This window comes from Chloroflexota bacterium (assembly GCA_016887485.1).
In the GTDB taxonomy this organism is placed as follows: domain Bacteria; phylum Chloroflexota; class Anaerolineae; order Anaerolineales; family Anaerolineaceae; genus Brevifilum.
The window spans coordinates 1035858-1056350 of record CP069394.1; the positions used below are offsets into that span (position 1 = coordinate 1035858).

A 20493-nucleotide genomic window follows, 5' to 3' on the forward strand; every position below is an offset into this window, starting at 1 on the left:
TTTCTTTAATTAAATGAAGCGATCACGTCGATAATGCGTAAATTCACCCCATTTTAGGTACCCTTTAGGGGCTGAATGTGGTAAAATTCATGGTTGTATGAACACAAGTTCTGATATTAAGATAGAAAAACCAAAAGTCATTCAGGCATTATTATCCGGCTTTAATATAATTGCCAGCAAACCCTATTTGATCCTTTTGCCGGTTCTATTGGATCTATTTTTGTGGTTTGGTCCTGGATGGCGCGTCGATGAATACTTTAAACCCCTTATTCAGGGTTTTTCGAACCTTCCCGGGTTGAATACCCCTGAATATGTGGAGACCGTCCAAGCCTTCCAGACCTTCTGGCAAGACCTCCTAAGTCAATTCAATCTGGCGATCACACTCAGCACCCTGCCGATTGGTGTTCCCAGTCTAATGTCCGGCGAGGGTGCGTTTACCAATCCCTTGGGAAATCCCGCGGTATTTGAGTTGACCTCCAACTTCCAGATAGTTGCTATCTGGTTGATTTTTATGGCAATTGGTTATTTTCTCGGTAATTTTTATTTCCAGAATATATCCAAAGAGGTTCTACCTTCTCCAAAGAAGCGAACTTTTAAGTCATTCCTTTGGTCTTTCCTGCAGGTCATCCTGATGCCGATTTTCATGATCATCGTTTTGTTGGTGATGAGCATTCCCATCCTGCTGGTCATCTCCTTAGTGACGGTGCTCAGCCCGGCCATCAGTAACTTTGTCATGTTCATGATTGCAATCATCCTGCTATGGATCATCATGCCCCTGGTTTTCACCCCCCACAGCATCTACCTCTATAAGCAGAACCTGATATCGGCGATGATGACCAGCATCAGCGTTGTGAAAGTCTCAATGGGACAGACCTCGTGGTTCCTGCTGGCTAGTTATATCCTGATCCGGGGCTTCAATATCCTCTGGAAAGCACCCACGTCAGACAGTTGGTTCCTGCTGATCGGCATTTTGGGGCATGCATTTATTGTCTCTGCGGTCATTGCAGCATCCTTCTACTATTTTGTCGATGCCACAAAGTTTACGCAGACCATCATGAATAAAAATTTGAAATCGTCTCGTCAATGAAATAAAGAAAAATAACGAACGGAGAAAGTCAATTGGCAACTCAACCAAATTCATACAACGCAAATGATATTCAAGTCCTCGAAGGTTTGGAAGCAGTCCGCCGCCGTCCAGGTATGTACGTTGGCGGCACGGATGTCAAGGCGCTGCACCACCTGATCTATGAGGTTGTTGATAACTCCATTGATGAGGCCCTGGCTGGCTCCTGTGACAGAATTGATGTCATTATCAATGAAGATGAAAGCGTCACCGTCAAAGACAATGGCCGCGGTATCCCCGTGGATCTCCACCCTGAGAAGAAAATCTCAGCCCTTGAGGTTGTTATGACCACCCTGCACGCCGGTGGTAAATTCGGCGGCAGCAGCTATAAAGTCTCCGGCGGTTTGCATGGCGTCGGTGTTTCAGCGGTCAACGCCCTTTCTGAATGGTGTGAGGTCCGCGTGCATCGCGAAGGCAAGGAATATTTCCAGCGCTATGAAAAAGGCATTCCCCAAGCTGCTGTCAAAGAAATTGGCAAAGCGCCTAAAAACGAAACTGGCACCATCACGACCTTCCGTTATGACACCACCCTCTTCAAGGGCGATTTCACTTATAAATTTGATGTTCTGGCCCAACGTTTCCGCGAGATGGCATTTGTTACCCGCGGCGTGACCATTCATCTTGAAGATGTGCGTACTTCGAAAGATATCACCTTCCACTTTGAGGGCGGGATTTCCTCCTTTGTCCGTTACCTCAACCAAAACCGCGACCCACTGCATAATGTCGTCTTCCTTGAAAAGGATGTTGAAGATGTCGGCATTGAAGTGGCCGTCCAGTTCTCAGATGCCTACTCCGAATCGGTCTATGCTTTCGCCAACACCATCAACACCATTGATGGCGGCACACATCTGACCGGGTTGCGCATCGCCCTGACCCGCTCAATCAATGACTTCGCCCGTAAGAACAGCCTTCTAAAAGATGCGGACTCGAACTTCTCGGGTGAGGATACTCGTGAGGGGCTGACAGCGATTGTCAGCATCAAACATCCCGATCCCCAATTTGAGAGCCAGACCAAAGTCAAATTGATGAACCCCGAGGTTCAGACCTATGTGCAGCAGGTCGTCGCTGATGGTTTCAGCAATTTCCTGGAGCAGAACACCGCCACAGCCAAGAAGATCATCCAGAAATGTTTGACCTCCGCCCGCGCCCGGGCAGCCGCCCGCAAGGCCCGCGACCTGGTCATCCGCAAGTCCGCGCTGGAAAGCCTGACCCTCCCTGGCAAACTGGCTGACTGCTCAGAACGCAACCCGGAACGGACCGAACTCTATATCGTCGAGGGTGAATCGGCTGGCGGCTCCGCCAAACAAGGGCGTGACCGACACTTCCAGGCCATCCTCCCCCTGCGCGGTAAGATCCTCAACACCGAGCGTGCCCGGCTTGATAAGATCCTCAACAATAACGAAGTCAAAGCGCTGATCTCCGCCCTGGGAACTGGGATTGGTGAGTCCTTCTCGCTCGATGGCTTGCGCTATCATAATGTTGTCATCATGACGGATGCTGACGTTGACGGCGCCCACATCCGCACCTTGTTGTTGACCTTCTTCTTCCGCTACATGGCCCCATTAATTGAAAGCGGCCACCTGTTCATCGCTCAACCGCCGCTCTATCTGATCACCCACGGCAAGGAAAAGACCTATGTCTACACCGAAGCAGAAATGGAAAAACTGACCAAGGAAATCACCGCAAGCGGGGGCAAATTCGGTCTCCAGCGCTATAAGGGTTTGGGTGAAATGAACCCTGAACAGCTTTGGGAAACCACAATGAACCCGGATAACCGCACTTTCCTGCGGGTGAACGTGGAAGACGCCGCAGAAGCAGATCGCACCTTCGACATGCTGATGGGATCCAAAGTGCCGCCCCGCCGTCGCTTCATCCAGACCCATGCCAAGGAAGTCCGCAATCTGGATGTGTAGAAAATAACCTCAACAAGAAATCTAAGGCTGCACCTTTATCAGGTGCAGCTTTTTTTATTTTTGCCACCATTTCTCCCCATGTTATAATGGACATTTCACACACGTCACAGAGAAAATCGATCCATGACAGCTTTTTTTGCGACTATTCGCACCTCATTCAGGCGCCAGTTGACTTATCGCGCTGCGAACCTCTCGGGTCTAGCAACCAATTTGATGTTCGCTTTCTTCCGCGCGGCAGTGCTGATTGCGCTTTTCAATGAGAAGAACGTTGTCAATGGCTTAACCATCCAAAGCGCCATCACTTTCGCCGGGATCACCCAGGCGCTGATTGGTTTCCTGAGCTTCTTCTCCTGGTATGACGTTATGCACGCGATCAATAATGGTGAAATCGGCGCTCACTTGCTCAAGCCGATGAACTTCTTCACCTACTGGCTGGGCATCGACCTGGGCCGTGCTTTGGGCTCATTCTTCATCCGCAGCCTGCCGCTCTTTCTGATCTTCACCCTCTTCTACAACATCACCCTGCCGGATTCCCTCCTGCAGTGGTTGGTTTTCTTGCTTTCAATCGTCCTTTCGGAACTGATCAGCTTCGGCTGGCGATTCCTGGTGAACCTGGCGGCATTCTGGTCCCCCAATGCCATCGGAATTGGGCGGTTCGCTTTTGGCCTGAGCTGGATCTTTTCGGGCTTCTTCATGCCGCTGGATCTTTTTCCGGATTGGCTGGCAAATTTCTCCCGGCTGACTCCTTTTGGAGCCAGCGTCTACCTCCCTATTGAGATCTTCATCAACAACCTCAAAGGCTTTGATCTTCTGCAGGCCGTGTTGATCCAGGTTTCCTGGGTCATTTTCTTCATCTTTTTTGACCAGCTGGTGCTTTCCCGCGGAGTCAGGAAACTGGTCATCCAGGGGGGCTAGGGCATGAAATCCATCAAACTACTTCTGCACTTTATCCGGCTCCAGATCCGGTCCCAACTCCAATACCCGGTCTCCTTCATCCTTGAAGTGATCAGCAGTGTGATCATCATGGGCTTCTACTTTGTGGCCTTCGCGCTGACCTTCACCCGCTTCGATAATATCGGCGGCTGGAACCTGGGCGAGGTTGCATTTGTCTGGGGTTTAGCAGAGTTCAGCTTCGGCCTCATGGATTTGATCTTCAGCGGTTTCGATTATGACGTTTTTGGCCCGATGATCCGCAAAGGCCAGTTTGATCAGCTCCTGCTGCGGCCTGCCAATATCACGCTGCAAGTCTTTGGCTCCCGTTTCGTGCTGCGCAGGCTGGGGAAGATGATCGAAGGACTAATCATCTTCATCTACAGCCTCACCCTGCTGCAGGTGGAGTGGACGGCCATCAAACTGATCTATCTCCCAATATTGGTTGTCAGCCAGGTCTTTTTCTTCGGCAGCCTTTTCGTCATCGGCGCAACCACCACTTTTTGGACCATGGAACGGCTGGAAATCCTCAATATTTTCTCCTATGGTGGCAATGAAGTTATGTCCTACCCCATGCACATCTTCCCCCGTCCCATCCGCATGCTTTTCACCTATGTCGTCCCGGCCATCCTGCTCAGCTACTATCCAGCCGTCTTCATCCTGGGGAAAACCGATCCCCTCGGTGCACCGGCCTTTGTCTCCTTCCTGGCACCGGCCGCCGCGGCAGTGATGTTCCTGCTGGCCTTACGATTCTGGCATTTCGGCATTCGTAATTATCAGAGTTCTGGAAGTTAAACCATGAAACCAATAATTAATGTCCAAGACTTATCAAAAGACTTCAAGGTTCACCACAACCACAAAGGCTACCTGGGAGCGGTCCGCAACCTGTTCGATCACAGCTATGACCTCGTCCATGCGGTGGATGGGGTCAGCTTTGAAGTCAATTCCGGCGAGCTGGTGGGTTATATCGGCCCAAATGGCGCTGGCAAATCCACTACACTCAAGATGCTGGCCGGCTTGCTGGTTCCAACCTCCGGCTCCCTTGAGGTCAACGGCTACCTCCCCTGGAAACAGCGCAAGGATTATGTCCGTGAAATCGGCGTTGTCTTCGGTCAGCGGACGACCCTCTGGTGGGACCTGCCTCTGACGGACTCGATCGAATTGCTCCAGCGGATCTATGAAATCCCTCAAGATGTCTTTCAGGCTAATTTCAACCATTTCCGAGAGATACTCGAACTCGATCCCTTCCTCAACACGCCTGTCCGCTCCCTTTCCCTTGGGCAGCGGATGCGGGCAGACCTCTGCGCCGCGTTCCTGCACAACCCGAGCCTGGTCTTCCTTGATGAACCGACCATCGGGCTGGACGTGGTCGCCAAGCAGCGCATCCGTGATTTCATCCAATATATCAACCAGGAAAAGGGAACAACCATCCTGCTGACCACGCATGATATCTCAGACGTACAGAAGCTATGTGAAAGAGTTCTGATTATTGACCACGGCAAGATCCTCTTCGATGGCAAACTAGCCAAATTGCTGGCGGAATTTGGCGGTAAGCGTTTTCTCAGCGTGGAATTTGCAGAGCACTATCCCGATATTCATCTCCAGGATGCCGAGGTGGTCACAATCGACGGCAATCAGGTAGTTTTCAGCTTCGAGAGGAAAACCATCTCCGCCTCCAGGCTGATCAACCGGCTCTCTGCAAATTACCGAATCTCCGATCTGGAGGTTCAAAACCAGCCCATCGAGGACACCATCCGCCAGATTTACGAAGGCCAGCTATTGTATAATCATCCATATGACACGGAAGATCCTGCATCTTGACCTGGATGCCTTCTTTTGCGCTGTTGAAGAAAACAACGACCCAACGCTAAAAGGCAAGCCTTTCGCCGTCGGCGGTCAGGCAGACCGGCGCGGCGTTGTTGCCTCCTGCTCCTATGCGGCCCGGATGCACGGTGTCCATTCCGCCATGCCCATGGGACAGGCGCTGCGGTTGTGTCCGGAGCTGATCGTGGTTTCCTCCCGGCACGGCCGATATGGCGAAGTCTCCAAACAGGTCATGGCGCTTCTCGAAGTCACCCCATTTATCGAAAAAATCTCGATTGACGAAGCCTTTGTGGATGTCACGACCCTGCCCGAGTCGATTGAGCAGATCGCCCATATGCTGCAAGACCGGGTCAACACCCAACTGCAGCTGCCCATCTCGATTGGCGGTGCGACGAACAAACTGGTCGCCAAAATCGCCAATGACTGGGGAAAAGCCCAGAAAAAAGGCCCCACACCCCCCAACACCATCACCATCATCCCGCCGGGAGAAGAAGCCGCATTCTTAGCACCTCTGCCTACCCAGTCCCTTTGGGGCGTTGGGCCGAAAACCGCCGAAAAGCTCAAGGCGATTGGCATCATCACGATTGGCGGCCTTGCAGAAGCTCCCTCTTCAACCCTGGAGATGGTCTTTGGCCGCTTCGGGCCGGATTTGCGCGACCGCGCCCGGGGAATTGATGACCGCCCCATTTCAATGGAACACGAGGTCAAGTCCGTTAGCAACGAGGTCACTTTCGTCAAAGACATCCAGGATGCCACTCACCTGGAGCAAACCCTCCGGCAGCTCTCCGAATCCGTGGGCCGCCGTTTACGAAAAGACTCCCTGGCTGGCACCACCGTGCAGATCAAATTGCGTTGGGAGGATTTCACGACCATCACGCGCCAGATCACTCTCTCTTCTGCCACCAATCTCGACCAGGAGATCTTTGAGAACGCCCTGACCCTTTTCAAGCAAAACTGGCCATTTGGCAAACCTGTACGGCTGATAGGCGTGGGGGTCAGCAACCTGGGGCCGCCCATGCACCAATTGGAACTCTGGGGGGATGACCACCAAAGACAGGCCCGGCTGCTCAATGCCATGGATGAACTCCGGGACCGATTCGGCCGGAATATCATCCAGCGTGCGGGCAGAATACCCTCTCCAAAGGAATCCGAACAGAAGCCCCCTGAATCAGAATAATCCTGGTAGGAAAATTAGGTATTGGATTTCAATAATTGTTGGTAAATTTCCGCGATTTGGTCTGTAATGGTCTCCCAGCGTAATTTCTGGGCATAAGCCACCGCCTGCCTGCCCATCTCTTCCCGCAGGTCATGCGTCATAAAAAGCAGCCGCAGCTTGTCCGCCAGGGCTTCCGGGTCCTGAGCCGGCACGAAGAACCCCGTCTCGCCATCCTTCACCAGATGCGCCAAACCACCCACACGTGAAGCGATCACCGGCGTCCCGCAGGCCATCGCCTCCAACGCAACCATTCCAAAACTTTCATAATGAGAAGGCATGACGACTACTTCTGCAGCGGAATAATAATAGGGTAAGGTATCCTGGCCGCGTCTGCCGAGGAAGAACACAATATCATCCAGCCCCAGAGACCGCGCCAGGATCTGCAGCCGTCCCATTTCACTCTCATCCCGCTCAGGGTGTCCTTCCGGGTCACCGCCAATGATGACCAGATAATGCGGACAGATATACTGCACGCATTTCTCCTTCAATATCGCCATCGCTCGAATAAGGGTATCCACACCTTTGAGGGGTTCAATCCGTCCCACAAACAAGGCCATCCGGTCCTTGGGGGAAATTCCGATCGCTTCCTTTGCCTCATCCATCGGAATTGGGTAAAAATGATGCGTGTCCACGCCAGGGGGCACAATGCTCACCTTGCGGCGGTTCACGCCATAGAGCTGTTCCAACTGCCCCACTTCCGCCTCCGTTGCGGCAATGATCCGATCAGAAGCCTGCATTACAGCCAACTCGCCATCTACCCGCTCTTGCCCCTCCCGTTCCTCAGGGGTCCGCCCGATCTGCTGCTTCATCAGCCCTAAAGTGTGGAACATCTGCAGCATAGGCACCTGCCAGCGCTCCTTAAGGATCATACCTGCCAAACCGGACATCCAATAATGGCTGTGGATCAGGTCATATTGAATACCCTTTTTCTCAGCGAATGCCATGATCCCCTCGGCAAAGGGCTCAATATATTCCCGTAATTGGCCTTTCTGCAGATAAACTTCCGGCCCCGCTGAGACATGCACGACGCGATTGAAGTTTCCCAAATCATGGGAGACCTGCGGGACATGCTCGTCCATTGAACGGGTGAAGACATCCACATGCACACCGACCTGCCCCAGGAACCGAGTCAGTTCCCGGACATAGACGTTCATCCCGCCGGTATTCTTGCCGCCCAAAACGGCCAGCGGACAGGTGTGATAGGAAATCATTGCGATGTTCAATATCGTATTCTCCATTAATTATCTTGCGCGTTCGTCGGCCTTACTGGTATAATCGGGGGCACGCCAACGTAGCTCAGCTGGTAGAGCAGACGCTTCGTAAGCGCCAGGTCGAGGGTTCGAATCCCTCCGTTGGCTTCCAACCGAACAGCCCGATGGGCTGTTTCTATTTTAAGCCCAAGGCCCAGATTAGGCCATTTCGTTGTTATAATAATATCCTGAAATTACTTTGGCAGGCACTTTCGCCAACAATTTAATTCTGGAGGATTTCTTTATGGCAAAACTATGCGTGATAGGCACCGGATATGTCGGCCTCGTCACCGGGACTTGCTTTGCAGACATGGGCCATCGGGTCACCTGTCTGGATATCAATGAAAAACGGATTGATCTGCTCAACAGCGGGATCATGCCGATCTATGAACCCGGCCTGAAACAAATCGTCGATCAAAACGTCGATGCTGGCCGCTTGGATTTCACAACCAGTTATCCCGAAGCGTTGAAGGATAGCGAATTTGCTTTCATCGCCGTGGGGACCCCTTCCAGCGAGGATGGCGAGGCGGACATGCAATATGTCAAGGCCGCTGCCACTTCCATCGCCCGGAACCTCGATCATTCCATCATCATCGTTAATAAATCCACTGTGCCCGTAGGCACCGGCGACTGGGTCGCAGAGATCATCAAAGATCTGAATGGTGAGGTCACCACAAAATTCAGCGTGGTCTCCAACCCGGAATTTCTGCGCGAAGGAAACGCCGTGATGGACTTCACGAAACCTGACCGGGTCGTCCTTGGGTCCACCGATTTAGAAGCGGCTCATCAGGTTGCCGAACTTTATCAGGCCCTCCGCTCGGAAATTATGATCACCGACCTACGTACAGCAGAGATGATCAAATATGCCTCCAATGCATTCCTCGCCACCCGGATCTCCTTCATCAATGAGATGGCCAATATCTGCGAGACACTCGGCGCGGATGTTCGTGAAGTAGCCCGCGGTATGGGCATGGACAAACGGATCGGCCCGGCCTTCCTGGACGCCGGCCTCGGTTGGGGCGGTAGCTGCTTCCCCAAGGATGTCAAAGCCCTCGCCCACATGGCCGTCACCCATGACACCCACCCGCAGCTCCTTCAGGCAGTAATGGATATCAACTTCAACCAGCGCAAACATGCCGTGAAGAAGCTGGAAAAGGCACTTGGCAGTGTCAGCGGTAAGAAAATCGGCGTCCTTGGGCTCAGTTTTAAGCCCAACACCGACGATATCCGCTATTCCCCATCGCTGGATATCATCAAGATGCTCATTGAAAAAGGTGCTACGGTCCAAGGTTACGATCCGCAGGCCATGACCCTCAGCAAGAAAGAGGTTCCGGAACTTAACCTCTGCCAGAACCCTTATGATGTCGCTCAGGGTGCTGACGCGCTCCTGCTGGCAACCGAATGGAATGAATTCAAGTCCCTCGATTTTGACCGCATCAAAGCCAATATGAGCGGCAGCATCATTCTGGATGGCCGCAATATCTGGAACGGAGAAGAACTTCAGGAAATGGGCTTCACCTATTTCGGTATGGGTATCCCCGGCTCAAACTAATAACAAAATTACGTTAAATAATAAACCCCGGAGAGCAGTCAGCTTTCCGGGGTATTTTCTTAATTCTTAGGCGATCAGATTACCGGCAATTCCTCAGAAGGTTCAGCCTTCAGATCAAAGGCTTTCAGATATTTTAGCAGGTAAAGGTTGCCGGCCATGAGAATGACAGCGACCAGGATCACCCAGCCAGTCTCAAACCCAACCTCGGAAAGGCCTGCGACCAACCCATTTACCAGTACTTCAATGCCGATTGCAGCAGCCAGGAACCATTTTTTATTTTGTTTGAAGATTTGCAGGATCAACACAGTTACCAACAGATGCATCACCATTGCGCCGATTCGTTCCATCGCACCGGCCAGCGGAATATAGAACGGCACCTGCCAGAGTTCTTCCAGCTGACTGATGATATCCGGACTCAGCGAGGTCGTTGCTGGATCCAGATTGATATTGGTCAGCATTGTCCAAAATGTGCTCACCAGGGGGAGGCCCACCAATTGAATGGTCTCCACGCCGCCATAACCCAGACCTATCGCCCAGGCCGAAGGGAGATCCTTCAGGTCTTCCTTCATCTTATTCATTCCAATCCAGCGGACAAGTGCGCCAAAGATGGCGCCCAAAAGGATGGACAACCCCACCTGAGTGATCCGCAGAGCAGGGTCCTGCAGCGGCAGTGCGCCGTTCTCCACCAGCATCGTGAACCCGATGAAGACTACCGTCGTCAGGGTCTGCATAATGAAATAGGCAATGGCACCATAGCCAATCTTCCGCCAGGAGATTCCTTTTTTCTTGTTCAGCCAAAATCCCGCAGCGATCGGAAATGCAACGGTTACCAATATTTCAATAAAAATACCAATACTTAAGGGCAGCATATACACCTCAATTCACTATTCTGCCAAAATCAGCCGGGCATCCAGGACCTTTGCACCCTGTCCTTCCGGTAACACCAGCAGGGGATTGATCTCCACTTCGGATATCTGCGGGAAATCCACCGCCAACTGGCTCAACCGACCAATGGCATCCACAACACCGTCCAGATCATACACCGGACCGCCCCGGAAGCCTCGCAGCAATCGTCCAGCCTTGGTGGCTTCAATCATATCCTTGGCCCTCTGCTGAGTCAGAGGTGCCACACCGAAGCCAACATCCTTGAAGAGTTCTACATAAATACCACCTAATCCAAACATCATCAAGGGGCCAAAGGTTGGGTCCCGCCGCATCCCAATGATCACTTCCAGACCTTTGGGTGCCATTTTTTCCACCAGGAAGCTGGTTATCTTAACGTCCGGCATTTTTTCAGTAATTTCTGCGGCCATGTTCAGGGCAGCGCTTTCAACTTCATAGCCCGAGTTCAGGTTAAGGGCAATCCCACCAAAGTCCGACTTATGCAGTACCTGGGGCGAGATCACCTTCACCACAACCGGGAAGCCCAGCTCTTCAGCAATTTGGGAGGCTTCCAGAGCGTCCTTCGCCAGTGCGCCAGGCACCAGGTCCAGCCCATAAGCTGCCAGGATCGGCCGAGTTTCAGCCTCACCTAGGGCCTGCCCCGGTTTGACGGATTGAAGCAGCTTCTCCGCTTGATCCACTTTGCGATCCTCAACCGAGAATGGAGCGCCTTCACCCTTTGCCAGCCACTCTCTATAGCTGCGCATCGCACCCAACACCTGACCGGGCACTTCGGGGAAGATGCTCATCGGAATATTATTTTCATGCAGCACCTGACGGGCTTCCGCCAGGCTCCGCTCACCGACCATACAAGCCAGCACGGTCTGATCTGTGCCCCGAGTGGCATCCGCAATCGCCCTTGCCACATCACCGGGGTTCACCAATGACTGCGGCACCAGCATCGGCAATAAAACGTCCACATCCGGGTCGCCATAAAGCGTTTTCAGACAGTGGGCATATTCACCCGGTTCCGCGCCACCCAGCATATCCATTGGGTTGGCAACCTGCGCACTGGGGTTCAGTTTTTCAGCCAATTTGGCTCGCTGACCCGCTGAAATCTCCGCCAGGGTGAAACCATTGGCGGCCAGGGCATCCGATGCCAAGGCTGCCGGGCCACCCGCGTTGGTAAAGATTGCAACCCTATCACCTTTCGGTAAGGGTTGGCAGCTTAGCGCCCAGGCCACGTCAAATAGCGCGGGCAAATCTGGAACTTCGATCACACCGGCCTGTTCAAATACCGCCTGATAGGCGGAATAGGATCCCGCCAGCGACCCTGTGTGAGATGAGACAGCTTTTGCGCCTGCTCCGGTTCGCCCAGCTTTCAGCAGGACAATCGGTTTCTTGCGAGAGACTTCGCTGGCAATCCGCAGGAATTTTGCACCGTCCTGAATGCCCTCCACATAAGCCGCAATCACTTTTACTTTGGGATGATCGCCAAAAAAGGCAATCATATCGGACTCATCCACATCCAGCTCATTACCCAGGCTGGCAAAGTGTGAAAAACCGATGGACTTATCGGCAATATAATCCACCACGCCGCCGCAAACCGCGCCGGACTGTGACACGAAGCCAATCGATCCCAATGCTGGGACGCCCTGGATAAAGGTTGTGTTCAGACCGGTGGTCAAATCCAAGGTACCCACGCAGTTTGGGCCGATCAGACGCATATTGTAAGATTCAGCGATCTCACGGCACTCTTCTTCCAGCACCTTGCCCTGGCCACCCACTTCCCGGAACCCGCCGGAGATGATAACCACGGCTTTGATCCCCCGTTCCCCGCATGCTCGCAACACATCCGGCGTCATCTGTGCCGGCAGAACGACCACAGCCAGGTCCACCGGATCGGGCACATCGGCCACATCCGCATAGACCTTGAGGCCCAGGACCTCATCTGCCTTGGGATTAACAGGGTAAATCCCACCCTGAAAACCGTATTCGGTCATATTTTTCACAATACCGTAACTTAGTTTACGCGGGTTGGTAGAAGCCCCAATGATGGCTACACCTGTTGGTGAGAAAAAGGGTGCCAAGTCATTCGTCATGGATCAATTATCCTTTCAATACAGGTCAATTTGGATCGTTCGGTTATTATACCTGAGATGCCCTTTCGTTTTAGAATATAATACTCTCATGGCATTGACGACTGAACAAAACCGCTTATTGGAAAGCCCAATCACTGGCAAAATCGCCCTGGTCGGGACCGCGGGAACGGGGAAAACCACAGCCGGCACACTTTGGTTAAAAAAGCTGCTCGAATCAGGTTTCCCGCCCCACCAAATCCTCCTGTTTGTGCCCCAGCGCACCATCGCGAAACCCTATGAGGATATCCTTTGGGACGACCTTGATCTGGCACGCAGCCTGCCCACCACCGTGACCCTGGGCGGTCTGGCGCGGCGGATGCTGGAACTGTTCTGGCCAACGATCAGCAGCCAGACCGGCGTAGCCAATCCCAATCGGCCGCCGCAATTTCTAACTCTGGAAACCGCTCAATATTATATGGCCCATGTCGTCCGGCCTCTGATTGAAGAGAAGAATTTCTTTGACAGCCTGACGATCAACCGAAACCGGATCTTTTCCCAAATTCTGGACAACCTCAACAAAGCCGCCTTTGTCGGGTTCCCGATTGAGGAAATCGCCCCCCGATTGAAAACCGCTTGGGTTGGCGATGTGGAACAGATGCACATCTACGACGACGTCCAGGCCAGCGGCCTGGCATTTCGGGCTTTTTGCCTGGAACATAACCTGCTGGATTTCTCACTGCAGGTCGAACTCTTTATTAAATTACTCTGGCCCTCGCCGCTCTGCCGAGATTACCTAACGGGTCAATATCGCCATCTGATCGTGGATAATATCGAAGAAGATACCCCTGTGGCGCATGACGTCCTGCAGGAGTGGCTGCCGGAGTTTGATTCTGCCCTGGTGATCCAAGATCAGGATGCTGGTTACCGGTTCTTCCTTGGTGCGGATACCCAAAGCGCCCAGCGGCTTATTACAGGTTGTAACGAAGTCATCTCATTTACAAAGAATTTGGTCAGCTCAAAAGATATCCAAGGTCTGCAGAATGGCGTCCGCAAGGTAGTCGCCAGCCTGATGGGTGCACCAGCCAGCCAGGCTTCGCTGCCCGCGGCTGACCCCACAAAGGCGATCATAACACCTCCCGACAATCCCCGCTATTTCCCGGCAATGATCAACTGGGCAGCGGGTGAAATTCGGCGCTTGATCGAACACGGCACACCACCGGGTGAGATCGTGATCCTGGCACCTTTCATGTCGGATGTCCTGCGTTACACCCTATCTCGCAAGCTGGATGAATACGGTGTCCCGCACCACTCCCACCGCCCGTCGCGGGCCCTGCGTGACGAGCCTGCTGCACAAACCCTGCTGAACCTCGCAACGATTGCATTTCCCGAGTGGCAGCTCAAACCCAAACGCATCAATTTCGCCTTTGCACTGATGCAGGCTATTGACCAGTTTGACCTGATCCGGGCCCAATTGCTATCACACTACATTTACGATGAACGCACCGAGGGCTTCCCCTTGAGGCCCTTTGAAGAGGTCCCTGCTGAAGAACGGGACCGGATCACCTACTCCGCCGGTGAACGCTATGATCAGCTGCGCAGCTGGCTGGCAACCACCCTCCCGGATGACGACCAAACCCTTGATTTCTTCCTCAACCGGCTGTTCGGCGAAGTCCTCAGCCAGCCAGGCTTTGGCTTCCATGATGATCTTGAGAGCGCCAACACCGTGGCCACTCTGATCGAATCCATCCAGAAATTCCGCTGGGTGATCGGTGAACAATTAGCTGAGGGCACCCTTTCCACCGGGAAGGAATATGTCCAGATGGTTGCAGATGGCGTCATAGCTGCGCAATACATCCAACCCTGGCAGGATACACCCCAGGATTCAGTTTTCCTGGCGCCTGCCTATACCTTCCTGATGCGCAACCAGCCCGTGGATGTTCAGTTCTGGCTGGATATTGGCAGCCCCTCCTGGTACCAGCGCCTCGACCAGCCCTTGACCCAGCCCTATGTGCTCTCTCGCAATTGGCCATCCAATAAGGTCTGGACAGCGGAGGATGAGGTCAATGCCGCCAATGACACCTTGCAGCGTTTGTCACTGGGGCTACTCAACCGCTGCCGCCAGAAGGTTTATCTCGGGATGAGTGAGATGGATGTCTCCGGTTATGAGAACCGGGGCCTGCTCCTGCGAATCTTCCAGCAGGTGCTACTTGAGAGCAAACGGGGGGCTAAATGAGCGACGCCACCATCAAGCTCCGCCCTGGGCAGCAGCAGATCCTGCAATATAAGAACGGGAAGATGGGCGTCAGCGCCGTGCCCGGCAGCGGCAAGACCTGGACGCTTTCCTATCTCGCCGCAGACCTGATCAAATCCGGCGCGATCAACCCCGACCAGGAAATCCTGATCGTCACGCTGGTCAACGCCGCCGTAGATAACTTCTCCGCCAGAATCTCCACCCAACTGCAGGCCGCCGGGCTGCTCCCCGGGCTGGGTTATCGCGTACGCACCCTGCATGGCCTGGCTAATGACATCGTCCGGATGCGCCCCGATCTGGCTGGGCTGAGCCACGGTTTCCAAATCCTCGATGAGGTGGAGGGCACCCGCATAATACGCTCTGTGGCGGATGCCTGGCTCAAAGCTCACCCGGAATTCTTTGATCCCTATCTGGATGTGGATGATTCCCAATTGGGCAAGGTCTACACTGAGAGCCGCAACCTGCCTGCCATGGTCGAATCAATTGCCGTGGCTTTCATCAGGTTGGCAAAGGACCGCCAGCTCACACCGAATAAACTCGAAAAACTCCTGAGCAGCTCTCCCATCCCGCTGCCACTGGTACAGATGGGCGTGGAACTCTACCACGAATATCAGGATGCCCTCAATTACCGCGGCAGCGTGGACTTTGACGATCTGATCCGGTTGGCCCTGCAATGCTTAGAATCCGATCCCTCTCTGGTCACTCTGTTACAAAAGCGCTGGCCCTTTATTCTGGAAGATGAAGCCCAGGATTCAAGCCTCCTGCAACAGAAGATCCTCTCCCTGCTGACCGGCAAATCCGGCAACTGGGTGCGCGTTGGCGATCCAAATCAAGCCATCTATGAAACCTTCACCACAGCCAGTCCTCATTACCTGCTGGACTTCATTCAGCGGCCAGATGTCACTCCCCGATCTCTGCCGGAAAGCGGCCGCTCCACTCTCAGCATCCTCTCCCTTGCCAATCACCTGATCAACTGGACTCAGGATCATCACCCCAACTGGGATGCCCGCAGCGCGCTTAACCCACCGCTTATCCAGCCCACGCCACCCGATGACCCCCAACCCAACCCACCGGACTGCCCCGAGTGTATTCAGTTGATTGAAGATCTCATGACACCGGATCAGGAAGTGCGGTTTGTGGTCGATTCAATCGAAGCCTGGCTTGCGGAACATCCTGACAAGACCGTTGCGATCCTCTCACCGAGAAACGCCCGCGGTTTCAAGTTCGCTGATGAATGCCAGGACCGGGGTATCCCGGTGGTGGACAGCCTGCTGCGTTCCACTTCCTCCACCCGGCTTTCCACCAGCGCGATCTACCACATCCTGAATTACCTTTGTGACCCGCGTGACAGCGGCAAACTCTCCACGGCTTACCGGGTGTGGCGGCGCAAGGAACGCGAAGATGAACAGCGCTGGCCCTTCTTCAAAGCCATCGCAGACCAAATCAAATCCCTGGAACGTGTGGAAGATTACCTCTGGCCGCAGATGGACCATTCATGGCTCGATACGCTTATCGCGGATTCCGCTGAGGCCGCCATGCTGGATGAACTCGAGACCTTCCGGGACGTGATCCAGCGCTGGCAGAACTCCGTTTTCCTGCCCATAGACCAACTCGTCCTGACTCTTTCACAGGACCTGTTCCTCGAGCCCGCCGAACTGGCCCTGGCCCATAAACTCTCCGTGCTCCTCCGCCAGCTTGCCAACGCCCACCCGGATTGGCGCTTGCCGGAGTTCACGGAAGAGATGAAGCAGATCGCCAATAACCAGCGCCGCTTCCTGGGCTTTTCGGATGAAGACTCAGCCTTTGATCCCGACCTCTATCCCGGCCAGGTGGTCATTGCCACCATGCACAAGGCCAAAGGTCTGGAGTGGGACGCCGTTTACCTGACCGCGGTCAATAATTACAATTTCCCCTCGGGCGAGGATTATGATCAATATCAGTCCGAGAAATGGTTCGTACGGGATCACCTCAATCTGGAAGCCGAGACCCTGGCCCAACTCACTGCTCTGACTGCCAAACGCGGCCTCAACTGGTATCAGGAAGGTGCGGCCTCATTGGAAGCCCGTCAGGAATTCATCCGTGAAAGGCTGCGGCTTTTCTTCGTAGGTGTTACCCGGGCCAGAAGCTGGCTGACGGTGACGGCCAATTCCGGCCGAATATCCGCTAAGAATGTCATCGCCCGGGCTTTCCTTGAATTGATCAATGACTGGGAGAAACGCCAATGAACATGCCAGAAACCTTTGATTTCACCCAGAGCAACCTGCAGGATTACATTGACTGCCCCTATCGCTTCAACCTGCGCTATATCCAGCATGCCAAATGGCCGGCTCTGATAGTGGACGATGCCCTCGAATTCGAACAGCGCGGCCAGACCGGAGGCCGTTTTCACCGGCTGATCCAGCAATACCTGTTGGGCATTCCCGAGGAGCGCCTAACCGACCAGGTGGCTGCGGATCCCAGCCCTGAGATGATGTTTTGGTGGGAGGACTTCCTGCAATTTGTACCGCCCCTGTTGGAAGGGACTCGCTATGTCGAGACCATCCTCAGCACCGGTCTGGCAGGTCACAGAGTGGTGGCAAAGTTCGACCTCGTTCTGGTGCAATCCTCAGGCAAGCTGGTGATATTCGACTGGAAAACGAGCCGCAGACAGCCCAAACAAAAATGGCTGGAAGAACGGATTCAAACCCGTCTCTACCGGTTCCTTTTGGCGCAATCCGGCTGCGTGCTAAATGGCGGTGAGGAGACTCCACCTGAGCAAATCGAAATGAACTACTGGTTCACGTCCCAACCGGAACTGCCCATCAGCCTGCCCTATTCCCAAGGGCAATATGAGCAGGACCTGGCCTTTTTCACCAATCTGATCCGTGAGATTGCAGAACTGCCCGATAACGGCTTCCTCCGCACAGCAGACCTTACCAAATGTCGCTACTGTGTCTACCGTTCACATTGTGACCGGGGGACCGTGGCGGGTAATTTGGATGAGTTTGAGGATTTCGAGCTGACTACTGTGGAAAATGATGACGAACTGGATTTTGACCAGATTGAAGAGATCGCATTCTGATGCTTGAAGAGGTCCGCTGGATTGAGCCTGAACCAATCACAATCCCGGAGGATTTCCGCCGGACGATTGGCGGCCACCCTCTCGTCGCTGAGACGCTTTGGCGGCGCGGTTTCCGCACGGTCGAAGCCGCTCAGGCCTTCATGGACCCGGACGCTTACCACCCGACCTCCGCGGATGAACTCCCTGATGCGCACATCGCCTACGAACTAATCACCAAAGCGGTCAACAATCAGGAGCACATCCTGATCTGGGGTGATTTCGATGTGGACGGTCAGACCTCCACCACGATTCTTTTTGAAGGATTGCGCGGCCTGGGCGCGGATGTGCGCTATCATATCCCCATTCGGGCAAAAGAATCGCACGGCATCACAGCCGATGTATTGCAGGAATATCTGGATGAGGGCTTTGACCTGCTGATCACCTGCGACACCGGGATCACGGAATATGACAACATCCAGACGGTCAAAGACGCTGGCATTCCTGTGGTGCTGACCGACCATCACACCTTGGGGGCAACCCTGCCGCCTGCGGATGCCGTGGTCAATCCCCAGCGGCTGCCGGAGGATCACACCCTGCGCACTCTGCCGGGTGTGGGTGTGGTCTGCAAGCTGATGGAGGGGCTCTATAGCTATTTAGATGAACCTTTTGACAGCGGCCCTTTCTATGAGCTGGCTGCTTTGGGCATTGTGGCGGATGTTGCCCTCTTGCATGGCGATACCCGCTGGCTCCTGCAAAAGGGGCTGACCCATCTGCGCCATACCGAACGCCTGGGACTGCAAACCCTTTTCACCAACGCCAAAATCAATCCCCAACAGCTCACCGAGACCCACATCGGTTTCCAGATCGCACCACGCTTGAACGCGGTGGGCCGGCTGAGTGATGCGAATTCGATTGTTGAATTTCTGACCACAACTGATCCCGGCCGTGCCAGGGTGATCGGCTCCACAATTGAAGCCCTCAATGCCCAGCGCCAGATGATCACCCGCCAGGTGGCCCAAGCCGCCGAGAAGATCCTTCAGGATTCACCGGATGACCGCCACGCCCCAGCCATCGTCCTCCACTATCCGGAATGGCCGGGTGGTGTGGTCGGTATTGTCGCCAACCGGCTGGTCGAGCATTTTCATAAACCCGCCATCCTGCTCACTGGTTCCGATCCATTCCACGGGTCTGCCAGGTCGGTTGAGGGCATCAATATCACCCAGGCGATTGGCTCCCAATCAGACCTCCTCCTGGGCTATGGCGGCCATCCGATGGCAGCGGGTATGGCTCTCTCGCCTGAGAATTACGCCAAATTCAAACGCGGCCTGTTCCAGGCTGTTGAAGAACAAGCCAAAACAGCTGAACACATCGCTGAAATTGAGATCAACCAGACAATCACCCTCTCAGAGATCAATTTCGACGTGATCGCAGAGATCGAACGCCTGGCGCCGTTTGGCGCGGGAAATCCCCCGCTAAATTTCCTGATCCGGGATCTTGAATACGTCTCAGCTACGGAAATTGGCCAAACCGGTGACCATCGAAAATTGATTGCCAGAGACCAGGTGGGCGATCAGCATCAGTTCATCTGGTGGAATGGTGCCAGTGAACCTCTCCCTCCGAACGAATTTGACCTGCTTTGCCAACTCTCACAAAGTGACTATCGGGGAACTGCCCAGATCAACGCGGAATGGATGCACTCCCGCCCTGTGGCAACGGATAAAGCCAAAAAGCCAAAACATGCGTTGGAATGGGTGGATATGCGGATGAAGCCCGTCCCGATTTCTCTCTTGAAGGACATCCTAGAAATAGAAAAAGATGTTCAGGTTTGGGCTGAATCCAATCCACCAGAAGGCGTGCCCACCATCACCCGTATGGGATTGACCGAGAGCGAGGCGTTGGTCATCTGGACCACGCCGCCCTCCCAGAGGATACTGTCTGAGGTCATCCGGCAGGTCAAGCCCCAAAAAGTCATCGTGTTCGGCATAGATCCGAGCCTGGAGGATTGGAAAACTTTTATCAAAGTGGTTGCGGGGCTGGCGAAATACACCCTTTCCAAACAAGCAGGCGAAACCACCTTACCAACCCTGGCATCAGCTTGTGCCGCTGAGGTCAGCCCCACCCTGGCAGCCCTTCGCTTCTGGGAAGCGAAAGGCGCTTTTGACGTGTCGGTGCAGGAAGATATCCTGCGTTTCTCCCAACCCGCCACAAATGCCAATATCGAAAACCTTGAAATTTACGAAAATATGTTAAAGATTTTATTGGGGGAGACAAAGGCATTCCGCCATTTTTTCACATCAGCAGAATTGCTAAAACTTGATCCTAATAAACGCTTTTGATTGATTTGATATGTAATCTTAATTTTAAATGAGTTTTTATATGGTATTCTATTACCTAGCATTAATTTATATCATTTTGAGTATTGAATATTCTA

14 protein-coding genes and 1 tRNA gene are annotated in these 20493 nt (G+C 53.6%); 12 read left to right on the plus strand and 3 right to left on the minus strand.

Annotated features, from left to right (window positions below; genetic code table 11):
• Nucleotides 1-295 precede the first annotated feature (295 nt).
• From JR338_04745 to dinB, 6 genes are all read left to right on the plus strand, one after another.
• Nucleotides 296-1087 (plus strand): hypothetical protein, encoded by a 792-nt coding sequence (locus JR338_04745; protein QRN84056.1) that lies wholly within the window; start codon nt 296-298, stop codon nt 1085-1087.
• Nucleotides 1088-1119: 32 nt separating this feature from the next.
• On the plus strand, nt 1120-3036 hold the full coding sequence (gene gyrB / locus JR338_04750; protein ID QRN84057.1) for a DNA topoisomerase (ATP-hydrolyzing) subunit B: 1917 nt from the start codon (nt 1120-1122) through the stop codon (nt 3034-3036).
• A gap of 123 nt (nt 3037-3159) precedes the next feature.
• Entirely contained in the window at nt 3160-3951 is a 792-nt protein-coding gene (locus tag JR338_04755; protein ID QRN84058.1) for an ABC-2 family transporter protein, read from the plus strand.
• A 3-nt stretch (nt 3952-3954) separates the two neighbouring features.
• Nucleotides 3955-4761: an ABC-2 family transporter protein gene (locus JR338_04760; protein QRN84059.1), complete on the plus strand. Its 807-nt coding sequence runs from the start codon at nt 3955-3957 to the stop codon at nt 4759-4761.
• A gap of 3 nt (nt 4762-4764) precedes the next feature.
• Complete coding sequence (locus JR338_04765) at nt 4765-5787, plus strand: ATP-binding cassette domain-containing protein (GenBank protein ID QRN84060.1); 1023 nt, start codon at nt 4765-4767, stop codon at nt 5785-5787.
• A complete protein-coding gene (gene dinB / locus JR338_04770) occupies nt 5762-6967 on the plus strand; it encodes a DNA polymerase IV (protein ID QRN84061.1) in 1206 nt (401 codons plus the stop codon). The genes JR338_04765 and dinB overlap by 26 nt, the downstream gene beginning before the upstream one ends.
• 14 nt (nt 6968-6981) lie before the next feature.
• Here dinB and JR338_04775 read toward each other — a convergent pair whose 3' ends face one another.
• On the minus strand, nt 6982-8229 hold the full coding sequence (locus JR338_04775; protein ID QRN84062.1) for a glycosyltransferase: 1248 nt from the start codon (nt 8227-8229) through the stop codon (nt 6982-6984).
• Nucleotides 8230-8291: 62 nt separating this feature from the next.
• Here JR338_04775 and JR338_04780 point away from each other — a divergent pair.
• Together JR338_04780 and JR338_04785 are read left to right on the plus strand one after the other, a co-directional pair.
• Nucleotides 8292-8364 (plus strand) — tRNA-Thr (locus JR338_04780).
• A 136-nt stretch (nt 8365-8500) separates the two neighbouring features.
• A complete protein-coding gene (locus tag JR338_04785) occupies nt 8501-9808 on the plus strand; it encodes a UDP-glucose/GDP-mannose dehydrogenase family protein (protein ID QRN84063.1) in 1308 nt (435 codons plus the stop codon).
• Nucleotides 9809-9882: 74 nt separating this feature from the next.
• On the opposite strand, the gene JR338_04790 is transcribed toward JR338_04785, so the two are convergent.
• Together JR338_04790 and JR338_04795 are read right to left on the minus strand one after the other, a co-directional pair.
• Entirely contained in the window at nt 9883-10677 is a 795-nt protein-coding gene (locus JR338_04790) for a YhfC family intramembrane metalloprotease (GenBank protein ID QRN84064.1), read from the minus strand.
• 15 nt (nt 10678-10692) lie between these two features.
• A complete protein-coding gene (locus tag JR338_04795) occupies nt 10693-12792 on the minus strand; it encodes an acetate--CoA ligase family protein (protein QRN84065.1) in 2100 nt (699 codons plus the stop codon).
• Between the two features lie 88 nt (nt 12793-12880).
• Between JR338_04795 and JR338_04800 the strand changes: the two genes are divergently transcribed.
• Genes JR338_04800 through recJ form a run of 4 tightly spaced genes read left to right on the plus strand, consistent with a single transcriptional unit; the run spans nt 12881 to nt 20398 of the window.
• Complete coding sequence (locus JR338_04800) at nt 12881-15004, plus strand: hypothetical protein (protein ID QRN84066.1); 2124 nt, start codon at nt 12881-12883, stop codon at nt 15002-15004.
• Nucleotides 15001-17247, plus strand: a complete 2247-nt coding sequence (locus JR338_04805; GenBank protein QRN84067.1) for an ATP-dependent helicase — start codon at nt 15001-15003, stop codon at nt 17245-17247. Before JR338_04800 ends, JR338_04805 begins: the two co-directional genes overlap by 4 nt.
• Nucleotides 17244-18083 (plus strand): PD-(D/E)XK nuclease family protein, encoded by an 840-nt coding sequence (locus JR338_04810; GenBank protein ID QRN84068.1) that lies wholly within the window; start codon nt 17244-17246, stop codon nt 18081-18083. The genes JR338_04805 and JR338_04810 overlap by 4 nt, the downstream gene beginning before the upstream one ends.
• Nucleotides 18083-20398: a single-stranded-DNA-specific exonuclease RecJ gene (gene recJ / locus JR338_04815; GenBank protein QRN84069.1), complete on the plus strand. Its 2316-nt coding sequence runs from the start codon at nt 18083-18085 to the stop codon at nt 20396-20398. The genes JR338_04810 and recJ overlap by 1 nt, the downstream gene beginning before the upstream one ends.
• The last annotated feature ends 95 nt before the right edge of the window (nt 20399-20493 follow it).

What these genes read in the sequence shown, in the direction of transcription:
- JR338_04755 (QRN84058.1), top strand. Translation starts at nt 3,160, where the DNA reads ATGACAGCTTTTTTTGCGACTATTCGCACCTCATTCAGGCGCCAGTTG.
- JR338_04760 (QRN84059.1), top strand. Translation starts at nt 3,955, where the DNA reads ATGAAATCCATCAAACTACTTCTGCACTTTATCCGGCTCCAGATCCGG.
- JR338_04765 (QRN84060.1), top strand. Translation starts at nt 4,765, where the DNA reads ATGAAACCAATAATTAATGTCCAAGACTTATCAAAAGACTTCAAGGTT.
- dinB (QRN84061.1), top strand. Translation starts at nt 5,762, where the DNA reads ATGACACGGAAGATCCTGCATCTTGACCTGGATGCCTTCTTTTGCGCT.
- JR338_04785 (QRN84063.1), top strand. Translation starts at nt 8,501, where the DNA reads ATGGCAAAACTATGCGTGATAGGCACCGGATATGTCGGCCTCGTCACC.
- JR338_04790 (QRN84064.1), bottom strand. Translation starts at nt 10,677, where the DNA reads ATGCTGCCCTTAAGTATTGGTATTTTTATTGAAATATTGGTAACCGTT.
- JR338_04795 (QRN84065.1), bottom strand. Translation starts at nt 12,792, where the DNA reads ATGACGAATGACTTGGCACCCTTTTTCTCACCAACAGGTGTAGCCATC.
- JR338_04800 (QRN84066.1), top strand. Translation starts at nt 12,881, where the DNA reads ATGGCATTGACGACTGAACAAAACCGCTTATTGGAAAGCCCAATCACT.
- JR338_04805 (QRN84067.1), top strand. Translation starts at nt 15,001, where the DNA reads ATGAGCGACGCCACCATCAAGCTCCGCCCTGGGCAGCAGCAGATCCTG.
- JR338_04810 (QRN84068.1), top strand. Translation starts at nt 17,244, where the DNA reads ATGAACATGCCAGAAACCTTTGATTTCACCCAGAGCAACCTGCAGGAT.
- recJ (QRN84069.1), top strand. Translation starts at nt 18,083, where the DNA reads ATGCTTGAAGAGGTCCGCTGGATTGAGCCTGAACCAATCACAATCCCG.